We start from the raw sequence: 12,713 nt of genomic DNA, 5'->3' as shown, positions 1-12,713 counted from the left end.
TGAGTTGTGAACGGCTGTCGCCGTGGACAACTCCTCAAATGCGGGGTCGCTTCGGTCCCCAGTCGGCCATCCGGCGTCGAACACGCACGTTCTTGAGGAGTTGTGCACGCGCCCGCGCGAAGACCGTCACGCGGGCGGCCACTGCGGGTGCCGGGCCACGGCCACGCGTGCGGCGAGGTCCGTGCGGACCGGGGAGGACACGGCGTCGAACCCGAGGGCATCGGCCCACCCGAGCGCCAGGAGTGCGTGTCCGGCCGCGTTCGGGTGGAACGCGTCGTCGAGCAGGCCCCACGCCATGTCGTCGTTGCCGGGGCCGGTCCCCTCGGAGAAGGCGGTGAACGCGGCGTGCTGGTCGACCAGGATCACCCCTTCGCGCGCGGCCACGTCACGGATCACCTGCGCGAACTCGCCGATGCGGGCGCGGTCGGGCGCGTGATGCAGGTCCACGGTCGGCGGGGTCTGCAGCACGGGGATCCCGCCGTCGTCCCGGACGCGCCGGACGACCTCCGTGATCGAGGCCGCGAACGCCGTCGGCTCGATCACGGGGTCGAGCCATTGTGTGGTGCAGTCGTTCGTGCCGATCATGAGCGTGACGACGTCGGGCCGCCAGTGCGTCACACGGCGCGGGAAGTCGCCGAGGATCAGGTCGGCCCGCCATCCCGTGATCGCCGTGTTGAGCACCGTGTCCTGCACCCGACCGGCATCACCGCGGATCAGCTCGTGCAGGTGGTCGACGTAGTTGCGGGCGCCGCGGGTGTGGATGAGGCCGTGCGTGATCGAATCGCCCGTGAACACCCAGGTGAGCGGTGCTCCGGAGGCGAGCAGCCCCCGGAGCACCGGAAGGTCATCGGTCATCCGGTGACCTTCAGCTGCACGTCGATGAATCGCGGACGGTAGATCGAGGCGTCGTCGTACACGTCGCCCACGTTGTCGAAGGTGTTCACGTTGTACGACACGAGGATGCGGTTGCCGTGTCGCAGGTTCGGGTGCTCGTGCGCGTTGTAGGTGAACACGTCGGGGTCTGCATAGCTGCCGAGCGCGCCGGTCTCCGGGGTGCGGTACAGCTCGACCGGATCGGTGAACGGTCCGGTCGGCGAGCACGAGGTCCGCGCGACGATGCGGGTGCTGAACAGCTCGGAGGTGTCCTGCGTGACGAGCAGGTAGCCGTCGCGGAACGGCGCCACGCTGAACTCGTTCGCCACATACGGCACCACGGGCACGGCATCGGCCTCGGACGCCGACCAGGTCGTGCCGTTCCAGTAGGTCCACGTGCCCGTGAGGCCGTCTCCGCCCTGCACCTTGGCGACGTAGGCCGAGCGCACCCCGCCGGGGTCGGCGATGCCGTAGACGTAGGTCGTGCCGCGTTCCTCGAGCGTCCACGATCCCCAGTTGATGCCGGTCGCGGAAGGCAGATCCACGATGCTGTCGAGCTGCAGCGTCCGCCCGTCGAGCGTCGCGAGCCGGTTCGCGGTCCACGCGAAGTCCCATTGGCCGGTGCCGGTGCGCGCGAACTGCAGCAGCGGAACCTGCACGGTGCCGTGACGGCCGGGCGTCGGGTCGCCGATCCAGTACCACTTGCCGTCGGGCTCGGGCGGGATGATGCCGGCCGGGTCCTCCGGCGTGCCGCCCGTGATGGTCGTGAGGTCGCCGCGGCGGTCCTGCACCACGACGGAGTTGTTCACGAAGGGCGAGTCGGTGGGACGTGATCCGTCGGGGTTCACCGTGCCGAGGAAGGTGTCCGAGAAGAACCAGCCGGTCTTCCCCTTGCCGAGGGGCAGCGAGTAGGTGCTGTCACCGCCGGTCCACTCCCCACCGGTGTTCCCGTAGGTCGTGAACGTCTCGGTCAGATCCTGGTTCACGCTCGGCGTCGCCGTGAGCGTCTTGTCGACCAGCGAGCACTGCCCGTTCCCGTTCCCGTTGCCGTGTCCGTGCCCGTTGCCGTGCCCTCCGCCGGCGGGGACGGCCGCGCTCGCCGGGGCGGCGAACAGGGCCCCCGCGCACAGGGAGGCGACGGCCAGGCCGGCCGCGATCATGCGTCTTCTCATCTCGATCACTCCTTCGTGTTCGTGTGGGTACTGCGTGGTGGTCGGGGCTCAGCCGGCGGTCTCGGTGATGCCTCCGGAGGCGTGGATGTCGTAGTGGCGCTTGCCGACACGCAACCCGCGCAGCACCGCCTGCGGGTCGAGCGCGGCGACGCAGCCCGCGGCGCGCACCGTCCCGTCCGCGGCGACCGAGACGCCGAACAGGGCCTCGATCACGAGCTCGATCCAGGCGCCGGATGAGGAGCACGACCAGTCGATGATGTACGGCAGCTGCGGCGGGGCTTTGCGGGCGCCGCCGTTGATCCCGGGCATGGCCTCTTCGACGAAGTGCGCCTGCCCCATCGGGCCCTGGTTCGCGGTGCGCGACAAGCCCTCGACCCAGGAGGTGAGCACCTCGGGGGCACCGAGGGCGGCGAGCGCGCGACCGGCATCCGCAGGCCAGGCGGGGTAGGCGCCGTTCCACTGGTGGTCGGGGCGCGGACTGTAGCTGGCATCGGCATCCCACGGGGAGAGGGCGCGCATCCAGTTGTCGGTCTGCAGCTCGCGCTGGAAGAACGAGACCATGTCGTCGCGCACACCGGGGGTCAGGTCGTCGGCGATCGTGGTCCCGACCACGCTGAAGTCGTAGCAGTGCCGGACCGGGAGCTGCGTGCCGTCGGGCTGTCCGGCGGTGAAGATGCCCTCGCCGGGGACGTAGCGCGCGATCACCGCGGGCAGCAGGGCCTCGGCCTCGGCGCGCAGGTCGGCCGCGGAGGCGCCGTCGCCCTGGAGCTCCGCGAGCGAGGCCGCCGTGCGCATGCTCCACACGTTCGCGGCGTTGAGACTCGCGACCTCGTGCGTGTACGAACTCACGCACTCGAGCAGGTTGTCGATCTCTCCGTAGTCGGCCAGGGGTGTCCCTCGGCGCAGGTCCTTCCACGCGGTCGCCCATTCCCGGACGGATTCGGCGACGGTCTGGCCGCCGACGACCTCGTCGAGGAACGCCGTGTCCCCGGTGAAGCGCACATAGTCGTGCACGAGCCGCGTCATCGCGTAGTCGTTGACGGAGTACCACCGCCCGACCGGTCCGCCGGTGAGGGACGAGGTGCCGAAGTGCGAGTGGATGTCGAGGGAGATCCAGTGCCGCAGCTGGGATCGCATCTCGCCCGGGTCGAGCAGTGCGTGGCTCACGGAGCTCAGGCTGTAGTCCCAGATGAACGTGGTGGTGCCCCAGTAGTTGGGCATCAGGGTGTCGTACGAGCGCCCGAGCACGTTGCCCGCGAAGTCCCGGCGGAACCAGATCACGCCCAGAGCGGCCCACCAGTACAGGCGCCGCAGCGGAGCGGAGGTCGTCTCGAGCACGGGCAGCGCGCCGGTGAACTCTGCGTCGTCGGGGTCGAACGCGGCGTGCAGCTGGCGGTTCCAGAACTCCTCGGCATCGGTCACCGCGCCAGGGACGTCGGTCGTGACGAGGTCGAAGGTGCGGGTGGCGTCGGCCGCGGAGGTCCCGATCGCCTGCACGTATCCGGTGCGGCTGCTTCCTCCGGCCGGCACGGCGAGCGACACCGTGAGCTCGCCGCCGCGGCCGTTGCCTCCGATGCCGGCGTCGAAGGCGTCCGGCAGCTCGGCGACACCGCTCAGGGCGGCGGATCCCTCCACGATCCCCTGCACGCTCCACGCCGTGCCATCCGCCGAGGAGAACACGAGGCGCTCGCCGTCGACGGTCGCGGTGTCGCGCTCCGAGGGGGACTCGGCGTCGAGCCAGGCCATGTCCGAGCGGGTCGCCCGAGCGGCGGCCGAGAGTCCGAGTCGCACCACCCTGTCCATCGCCCCGGTGTTGCGCACGACGATGTCGATCGCGACCGCCGTCCTCCCCGGCACGCACACGGTGGTGGTCTCGATCTCCAAGTCGCCGACGGTCGCCCGCCGCACCACCCGGTCCGGACGCCACTCGTGCGTGACGGGTGCTCCGTAGGAGGCGAACAGTCGGCCGTCCACGAACAGCACCGCCGTCTGGGTGAGTCCCTGCGACACGGGTGGGAACTGCACGGCGCTCACCGCGGTCAGGTCGTGGTCCACGCGCACCGTGCCGAGCATGTTGGTGAGGCCGGTCGGCGCGATCATGTCGTCGAAGTGGTGGGTCACCGCATCGGCGGCGAGGTCATCGACGGTGGGGATGAGGGGATGCATGATGCCTTTCGAGGGGCGGGAAGCGTGTGGGGTCAGTACTGCCCGAGCGCGAGGCCCTTGGCGAAGAACCGCTGCGTGCACAGGAACAGCACCACGGTGGGGAGCGAGACGAGCACGGCCGCGGCGAGCACGACCGACATCTGCGCACCGCCGTAGGTGCTCTGCATGCCGGACAGGGTCGTGATGATGGGGCGGATGTCGTCGGACTGGCTGAGCGTGAGGCCGAGCAGCAGGTCGTTCCACACGAAGGTCGCCTGCAGGATGAAGATCGCCACGAGGGCGCTCGACGCCATCGGCAGGTACATGCGCGTGAAGATGCGCCAGGTGGTGGCACCGTCGAGCACCGCGGCCTCGAACACGTTGTGCGCGACGCCGGTGAAGAAGTTGCGCATCACGAACGCCGAGAACGGAATCGAGATCACGGTGTAGATCATGATCATCCCCAGGCGGGTGTCGAACAGGCCGGTGCGGGAGTACGCGTCGAACAGCGGCAGCAGCACCATCTGCAGCGGGAACACGGTTCCGCCGAAGATCACGACGAACCAGAGGAAGCCGCGCTTGAGCCGCAGGGCCACGATCGCGAACCCGGCGGCGGCACCGACGAGCACCGCGATAGTCGGCGAGACGATCGAGTAGATGAGGGTGCTCACGATGCTGTCGCCGATCCCCGAGAGCTCCAGCGCCTGGCCGAAGTTCTCGAACAGGTGGAAGTCGGTCGGGATCCACGACTCCTTCGAGGTGAAGGTCAGCGGGTCCTTCATCGCGTTGACCACGAGGAGGTATGCCGGCAGCAGCCACACGATCCCGAGGAGGACGAGGACGGCCGTTCTGATGATCTTCGACATCACATCTCCTTCTTCGGGGAGAGCTGCTGACGCAGGTACAGCACCGAGGCGATCAGGGTGATGACCGTCAGGAACACGGCGATCGCGGATCCGAGTCCGTAGTCGCTGTTCACGAAGGTCTCCTTGTACATGGTCAGCGCCAGGGTCTCCGAGACGGTGCCCGGTCCGCCCTTGGTCATGCCCCACACGATGTCGAAGGTCTTCAGGCTCGCGACGATCGAGAGTCCGACGACCACCGCCGTGAGCGGACGCAGCATCGGCCACAGGATGCTGGTGAACAGGCGCGGGCCGCCGGCACCGTCGATGCGTGCGGCCTCGAGCGGTTCCTTCGGGATCGCCTGCAGTCCGATGGTGAACAGCAGCGCGTTCACGCCGACGCCCTGCCACGAGGAGGCGATGATCATGACGATCGTGTTGAGCGGAGCATCCAGCAGCCATCGGGGCGGGTCCGTGATGCCGAACGCCGCGAGCGCCTGGTCGAGCGCGCCGCCCGAGGAGAGGATGAACGACCACACCACGCCGACGCCGATGCCGGAGAGGGCGTAGGGGATGAGGAAGGGGAGGCGCAGCCAGATGCCGCCGCCGAGGTTCCAGGTGAGCAGAGCGATCGCGAGACCGATGCCGACCGGGATGATCAGGGTGCCGATCACCCAGAGCACGGTGTTCAGGGCCGAGCCCACGAAGTCGCCGTCGGTGAACATCTCGACGTAGTTGTCGAGGCCGATCCAGGTCGGGCTGCCGAGACCGTTGTACTTCGTGAAGCTGAGGAACACCGTCCACAGCAGCGGGAGGTAGAGCAGGACTGCGACCAGGATCACGCCCGGGGCGACGAAGCCCCGGGCGGACCACTGGTACGGCGTCTTCTGGTGCGCCATCCGCTCGCTTACTCCTGCTCTGCCCAGTACTTGTCCGCCGTGGCCTGGATCTTCTCCAGGAACGGCATCGGGTCACCGGGGTTGGCGTTGAAGGCACCGAACTGCTCGATCGCGGTGGTCACGATCTCGGTGGGCATGGCTTCGAAGAACCGGTCGTAGAGCGAATAGCCGTCGCCGGCGATCTGCTCCCCGATCTCGGCCAGGGCGGGGTCGGACACCGTGGCCTTCGGGTTGAACGCGACGTCGCCGTGCGCATCGTTCCAGGCCGTCTGGGCATCGGGCGACATCCACCACTCGGCGTAGGCGAGACCGAGGTCGCGCTGCGTCGAGTTCTCGGCCGTGCAGATCGGACCGGACTCGACCGCCACCGGAGTGGTGTCGAGGCTGTCGTTGACGGCGGGGATCGCGAACATCCCGTAGTCATCGGTTGTCATGCCGGCGCCCTCGAGGTTGCCCGCGAAGAACGTGCCGAAGTTGATCATGGCGTAGTCGCCCTGCTTGAGGCCGACGGCGGGGTCGGTCGTGCTCCCCGCGTCGCTGAACCAGCCGGCCTTCTGCTCGTCGAGCCACACGTTCATGATGTCGACGATCTCGGGGTCGGTGTACTTCACGTCGCCCGTGGTGAGCCCGGCGTACAGGTCGGGATCGGTGGAGGCGACCAGGTGCTGGAACCACTGGAAGGTGAACAGCACGCTGGTCTGGTAGTACGGCGTGACCCCGCCCTCCTTCAGCGTCTCGGCGGCGGTGTTCAGCTCGTCCCAGGTGGTGGGCACCTCGACGCCGTTGTCGGCGAAGGCGGCCTTGTTGTAGAACATGATCCAGTAGGCGATGTTCATCGGCACGCAGTACTGCTTGCCGTCGAAGGTGTAGCTGTCGCGCAGGTCTTCGCTCACCCAGCCCTCGTCGACGGCCTGGGACCAGATGTCGGTGGTCTCGGCGACCAGTCCCTCGTCGACCAGCTGCTTGAGCGAGTCGCCGGTGTGCCAGGTGAACAGGCCGGGCGACTTGTCGGTGCGGAACGACTGCTTGATGAAGGCGTCGTACTGGTTGGCGTCGGAGTACCCGGTGGTCTTCAGCGTGATGTCGACGGCGTCGCCGCTGACCTCGTTGAGCGACTCGAAGTCGGGCTTCCACGCTGCCTTGTCGGTGTAGAAGTTGAGCGTGCCGGTCACCTCTCCGGCCTCTCCGGAACCGGAGTCGCCGGCGCACCCGGCGAGTGCCAGGGTGCCGAGGAGGAGACCGGCCGCGGCTGCGGCGATCGTGCGTCGCGAAATCATTCAGAACTCCCTTGTTCGTTTGGTATCGTTACCAGAAATCTGGATTCACGCTACCAAGGTGATGGATGCGGTGCAAGGGATTCCTGTGGTGGGAGTCCCCGGCGGTGGATGCTGCATGGTGCGCGGTGTTCAGTTGTCACTCGTGCGCGAGCCGCGCACGTAGGCCTTGACGGTCGCGAAGCGGGCGCTGCGCGAGTTCTCGGTCCGTTCGATCCGGTACGCTCCCACCGCGGCCGGGACGATGAACGTCTCGGCGTAGTGGATCACGAAGGGGGCGAAGGCGTCGGTCGGGCTCACCACGCGCACCTCGTCCCCCTCGACCAGGTTGAGCACGTTGACCGTGCCCTCGGTGTCGTGGTCGGCGCCCTGTTCGAACCAGTGCCGGCGCACCTCGATGAACTCCAGTTCGTGCAGGCCGGTGCTCTCCTCGATGACGTCACCGTCGGTGCGGATGGTCTCGACCTGGTCGAGGAGGTTGTCGCCGACCCACGTCGTGTCGCGGTCCCATTGGATGTTGCGGGCGCCGTGGTCGAGGTGCACGGGACGAGGCACGCCGTCGAGGCCGACACGGCCCCAGTCCCAGAGCTTGAAGGTGAAGATGAACGGCGTCGCCGAGATCTCGAGAACCATCGAGTTCGCGCCCGAGCAGTGGATGGTGCCCGCCGGGATCGCGAAGTGGTCGTGCTTGCGGGCCGGGAAGGAGTTGACGTACTTCTCCGCCGGGAAGGGGTGCTCGCCGTCCTGCGCGGTGGCCAGGTCCTGCAGCATCTCGGTGCGGTCGATGCCCTCCTTCGTGCCCAGGTAGACCACGGCGTCGTCGCCGACGTCGAGCATGTAGTAGCTCTCGTCCTGCGTGTAGTGCATGCCGAACGTGTTCTGGATGTAGTCGGTCAGCGGATGCACCTGCAGGCTGAGGTTGCCGCCGTCCATCGTGTCGAGGAAGTCGAAGCGGATCGGGAACTCCGCGCCGAAGCGGGAGAAGGTCTTCGCGCCGAGCAGATCGACCGGGCGGCTGAACACCAGGTCGAGCGCGGGGATCTCGACCACTCCGCCCTCGCCTTCGAGCAGCAGCGAGTTCTCCTCGGGGACGCAGTCGAAGCACCACGCGTAGTTGTCCTTCGAGGGGTCGAGTCCGATGAGGTTCTTCATCCACTGCCCGCCCCAGACGCCGGGGTCGAAGAACGGCACGACGCGGAACGGCCGGGACGCGGCATCCTTCAGCGCCTGCCGGAAGGCGGTGCCCGTGATCATGCCCGCCTCGGGAGAATCCGGATGCGGCTCGGCGGGGGCGATCGCGTTGCCGTCGAGCACGAAGTCGAGTGTCTCGAAGAGGCTGCGCTTGTGGCGGTCGGCGACGCGCCACTCCACGAAGAAGCCGCGCTTGTACTTGCGCAGGTTGTCTTCCGCCGCGTTGCCGGCGCGCCAGTTGGTGGCGCCCTTGCGCTGGCGCAGCTGGATCTCCCAGCGGGCCATGTCGACGAGCACCGTCGCGGCGGAGCCGTCCAGGCGCGGCGCGAGGAGGGCGGCGCCCCAGCCGATCACGACGGTCGGGGTCTGCGTGATGCCGGCGGCGAGGGCGTCGAGCTGCGCGGCGTCGTAGAAGTCGGCGAGGGTGAAGTGGCTCATGACGCCGAAGACCCGGTCGTCGGTGAGGTTCGGTGCGATCAGCTGCTCGACCTCGGCGACCGGGCGAGCGGCGGTCTCGACATCGTGCACGGTCCACTCCGGCAGGGCGGATCGCACCTGTGCCGTCAGGGTCGGGAGGTCGACGCCCGGGTACGTGTCCACGAGGAGCACGGGAGCGGTGCCGGTCACGCGTGCACAGGCGTCGGCGAGCTCGGCCGCTGCTTCCCAGCCCTCGGCGCCGCGGAGGATGCGCTCGCCCTCCGGCAGGGCCACGGTGGGCTGGGTGTCGTAGCGACCTCGGGTCGTGTGCCCTTCGTGCATGTCGCTGATCGGGGTGGTCACTTTTCCTCCTGCGGTGTTGCGGTGTGGGTGGTCGTCGAACGGGCCAGGACGCTGAGTCCGCGGGCTACCGAGAGCTCGGGCTCTGGCGGGACGACGAAGCGCGGGGGCGTCATCGAGGGCCAGAGGTGTGTGCGGACGTGGGTTTCGATCGGCGCACGGACCGCGTCTCCCGCACGGAGGATCCCGCCGGAGAGGATCACCACGGCCGGGTCGTAGGAATGCACGAGCGACGTGACGACCGCGCCCCACACGTGCAGGAACCTCGCCCGGAGTGCCGCATGCGCGTCGGTGGTGAAGACCTCGGTCATCGTGACGGCCTCCGGGAGGGCGCGTGTGCTCGCGAGGGCTTCTCCGCAGCCGACGTTGCCGCACGGACAGAGGGGCCCGTCGAGGTCGACCGTGAGGTGTCCGCCGAGGATGCCGGCGTGCCCGGTGCGTCCGCGCAGAGGTGTGCCGTCGATCATGGCCGCCGTGCCGATCCCGGTGCCGAGGGTGACGAGCACCGCGTCATGTTCTCCGGGTGCGCTACCCGACGACGTCTCGCCGATGAGGGCGGCCCTGGCATCGTTCTCGACCGTGGCGGGGAGCCCGAACTCGGTCAGGGACCAGGCGCTCAGGTCGAAGTCGCGGAGGAAGTCGTACTTCGCGTTGGCGTGCAGCATCCGCCCGGAGTGCGGGTCGACGACGCCGGGGACCGCGATGCCGACGGCCTCTGCGGGGCGGGGTGCGTCGTCGAGGAGACGGTGGGCTTCCGCGGCGGCTACGGAGAGGTCGGCGGTCGTTCCTTCGATGCGGACGCTGTGCGCCGCGACGACACGGCTGCCGTCGATCAGGGCGAGTTTGATCTCGGTGCCCCCGAAGTCGATGCACAGCTCCATCGGTCCTCCTCGTCGATGATTGGTAACGTTATCAATATGGTGGAGGGGTGTCAACACTGCACGAATGTCGGGAGCTTTGCCGCCTGCACGGTCCGTCTGCCCGGATTCTCCCGACGCCTGTCCCTGCTCCCGACAGGTGTGCGCAGAGCCCGCGCAGTGACAGTCTCGTGCAGGTGACGTCAGCGCACGCCGCGGAGTGAGACCGGCAGCTCGATCTCGCGGGTCGCGGCGTCGAGCTTCCCCCCGTCGAGACGGTCGAGCAGCAGACGCGTGGCGGCTCGGCCCAGTTCGCGCGGATCGTGGTCGATCACGCTGATCGGCACCGGCGAGAGCTCGGCGAGCTCGAAGTCATCGAAGCTCACGATCTCCGGGAAGTCGGTGGCACGGCGCGATCCGGCGTTCAACTGGGCGCTGATCTCCTTCAGGGCACCGATCGCGTTGCGGTTGTTGGCACAGAAGATCGCGGTGGGGGGATGCGCGGCGTCGAGGAGAGCGCGGGTGGCGTCGCGGGCCTGGTCGACGGTCTGCTGGTTCGTGGCGACGATGTCCGGGTCGACGGTGAGACCGTGCTCCGACAGGGCGCGGACGAAACCGGCGTAGCGGCGCTCACCGGTGAAGATCGAGAGCGCGTTGCCGAGGTAGCCGATGCGGGTGTGGCCGTGCTCGATGAGTGCGCTGGTTCCGCGGTGGGCGCCGTCGTCGTCCGCGAGCACGACGCTGTCGGCGGCGAGTCCCTCGATGCGGCGGGAGGCGAGGACCACGGGGACGCCCTGACTCTGGGAATGGGCGAGGTGCGCGGACGAGGTGCCGGCGGGGACCACGATGAGCCCGTCGACGCGGCGACCGAGGAAGTCACCCACGAGGTCGGCCTCGCGCGCGGCGTCCTCGGACGTGTTCCCGAGGAGGATGCGACGACCGGTCAGGGCGGCTTCCTCCTCGACGCCCAGCGCGAAGGTGCTGTAGTACGGGTTGGCGATGTTCGTGATCGCGACGCCGATGAGTCCGCTGCTGTGGCCGGGGCGGATGCTGCGGGCGTTCTCGTTGCGGTGGTAGCCGAGCTCGGCGACGGCCTCCATGACGCGCTGCTGCACGTCGGGCTTCACGTTGAGTCCGCCGGAGAGGGTGCGCGACACGGTCATGGGGCTCACGCCCGCTCGGGTCGCGACTTCCTTGACGGTCGGGCGGCGCGCTCGTTCGCTCATCACTGCCCTCCGAGGTGTGGTGTCGCCGATCAAGGGAACGTTACCAGCGGGGCAGCCGCGGCGCGTCGCGTTCACAACTCAGGAGAATTCTTTCTGATGAGTCTCCCGGACCCGGTTGAGGGCCAGCGGAGCGCAATCTTCCGGAGTTGTGAACGCTGCAGACCCGAGCCCCTCCCCCTGGGGCGTCGTCACGCACCGAAATCTGACCTGCACCGGCACGCGGCCGTCCGTAGATTGGTCGGATCCTGCCCGGGAGGAGACCATGCCTGACGACTGTCCGTCGCATCCGTTCGATGCGCGCACCCGAGTGCACCTCGATCGTCCGCAGAGCCGCAAGTGGAGCCTGCATCCCGGTCGGATCGGCGCGTGGGTGGCAGAGATGGACTTCGGGATCGCGCCCGAGATCGCCGACGCGCTGCACCACGCGATCGATGACGAGAACCTCGGCTACCTGTCGCCCCCGCAGGCCGCAGAACTCGGAGAGGCCACCGCCGCGTGGATGCAGGACGAGTACGGCTGGGCGGTCGACCCGGAGCGCGTGCACCCGGTGTCGGACGTGATGGCGGCTCTCGGCGTCGCGGTGCGGGAGTATGCGCCCGCGCGGTCGCCCGTGATCGTGCCCACTCCGGCGTACATGCCGTTCCTGACATATCTTCCGGCGATCGGCCATCCGGTCATCGAGGTCCCGGGTGTCGAGGTCGACGGGCGGTGGCAGCACGACCTGCAGCGCATCGACGAGGCCTTCGCCGCGGGAGCGCGCACGCTCGTGCTCTGCAATCCGCACAATCCCACCGGCACGCTCCTCGGTCGCAAAGAACTCGAGGCGATCGCGGAGGTGGTGGAGCGGCACGGCGGACGGGTCTTCGCGGACGAGATCCACGCCCCGCTCCGCTATGACGGCGCCCCGTTCGTGCCGTATGCCTCGATCTCGGATGCCACCGCCGCCCACACCGTCACGGGGACGAGCGCCTCGAAGGCGTGGAACATCCCCGGACTGAAGTCGGCGCAGCTGATCACCTCGAACGACGCCGACCAGGCGCGGTATCGGCGGTTCGGCTTCGCGGTGCAGCACGGTGCGTCGACCCTGGGGGTGGTGGCCTCGACCGCCGCATACCGTCACGGTGGGCCATGGCTGTCGGACGTGATCTCGTACCTCGACGGGTCGCGGCATGCGCTCGCGGCCCTGGTGGACGAACACCTGCCTGGTGCGGTTTACCGCATTCCCGAGGCGACATACATCGGCTGGATCGATACCGCTGCCCTGCGGATCCCGGGGCCGCCCGCCGAGTTCTTCCGCGAGCGGGCGGGGGTCGTACTCACCGAGGGGCGGCTGCTGGGTCGCGGTGCGGAGAGCCATGTGCGAGTCGTGTTCGCGACGCCCCGTCCCATCCTCGCGGAGGCTGTCACGGCGATGGGTGCGGCGGTTCGGGAAGCCTGTCTCCTGCGCTGACGGCCTC

10 protein-coding genes are annotated in these 12,713 nt (G+C 68.7%); 1 reads left to right on the top strand and 9 read right to left on the bottom strand.

Annotated features, from left to right (window positions below; translation table 11 throughout):
• Nucleotides 1-126 precede the first annotated feature (126 nt).
• From ACLF6J_RS10085 to ACLF6J_RS10045, 9 genes are all read right to left on the bottom strand, one after another.
• Nucleotides 127-855, bottom strand: coding sequence for an SGNH/GDSL hydrolase family protein (locus ACLF6J_RS10085; RefSeq protein WP_134352706.1), 729 nt, complete (start codon nt 853-855; stop codon nt 127-129).
• Nucleotides 852-2,045, bottom strand: a complete 1,194-nt coding sequence (locus tag ACLF6J_RS10080; protein WP_166804680.1) for a DUF4185 domain-containing protein — start codon at nt 2,043-2,045, stop codon at nt 852-854. The genes ACLF6J_RS10085 and ACLF6J_RS10080 overlap by 4 nt, the downstream gene beginning before the upstream one ends.
• 48 nt (nt 2,046-2,093) lie before the next feature.
• Complete coding sequence (locus tag ACLF6J_RS10075; RefSeq protein ID WP_208526497.1) at nt 2,094-4,211, bottom strand: hypothetical protein; 2,118 nt, start codon at nt 4,209-4,211, stop codon at nt 2,094-2,096.
• Nucleotides 4,212-4,243: 32 nt separating this feature from the next.
• Complete coding sequence (locus tag ACLF6J_RS10070; protein ID WP_047523681.1) at nt 4,244-5,056, bottom strand: carbohydrate ABC transporter permease; 813 nt, start codon at nt 5,054-5,056, stop codon at nt 4,244-4,246.
• Nucleotides 5,056-5,931 carry a carbohydrate ABC transporter permease gene (locus tag ACLF6J_RS10065; RefSeq protein WP_047523679.1) on the bottom strand — a complete coding sequence of 292 codons (876 nt, stop codon included), beginning with the start codon at nt 5,929-5,931 and terminating at the stop codon, nt 5,056-5,058. The genes ACLF6J_RS10070 and ACLF6J_RS10065 overlap by 1 nt, the downstream gene beginning before the upstream one ends.
• Nucleotides 5,932-5,939: 8 nt before the next feature.
• Complete coding sequence (locus ACLF6J_RS10060) at nt 5,940-7,208, bottom strand: ABC transporter substrate-binding protein (protein WP_134352708.1); 1,269 nt, start codon at nt 7,206-7,208, stop codon at nt 5,940-5,942.
• Nucleotides 7,209-7,337: 129 nt separating this feature from the next.
• On the bottom strand, nt 7,338-9,176 hold the full coding sequence (locus tag ACLF6J_RS10055; RefSeq protein ID WP_134352709.1) for a class I mannose-6-phosphate isomerase: 1,839 nt from the start codon (nt 9,174-9,176) through the stop codon (nt 7,338-7,340).
• Nucleotides 9,173-10,054, bottom strand: coding sequence for an ROK family protein (locus ACLF6J_RS10050; RefSeq protein ID WP_134352710.1), 882 nt, complete (start codon nt 10,052-10,054; stop codon nt 9,173-9,175). The genes ACLF6J_RS10055 and ACLF6J_RS10050 overlap by 4 nt, the downstream gene beginning before the upstream one ends.
• 179 nt (nt 10,055-10,233) lie before the next feature.
• Nucleotides 10,234-11,256, bottom strand: a complete 1,023-nt coding sequence (locus tag ACLF6J_RS10045; RefSeq protein ID WP_131493067.1) for a LacI family DNA-binding transcriptional regulator — start codon at nt 11,254-11,256, stop codon at nt 10,234-10,236.
• A 262-nt stretch (nt 11,257-11,518) separates the two neighbouring features.
• Here ACLF6J_RS10045 and ACLF6J_RS10040 point away from each other — a divergent pair, with 262 nt between their 5' ends.
• Entirely contained in the window at nt 11,519-12,706 is a 1,188-nt protein-coding gene (locus tag ACLF6J_RS10040; RefSeq protein WP_421076876.1) for a MalY/PatB family protein, read from the top strand.
• Nucleotides 12,707-12,713 lie beyond the last annotated feature (7 nt).

Origin of the sequence: Microbacterium sp. IO18 (assembly GCF_049099505.1) — a bacterium.
Lineage (GTDB): Bacteria > Actinomycetota > Actinomycetes > Actinomycetales > Microbacteriaceae > Microbacterium > Microbacterium aurugineum.
The sequence above is the reverse complement of the archived record's forward strand: the minus strand, read 5'-3'. Positions and strand labels throughout refer to the sequence as shown.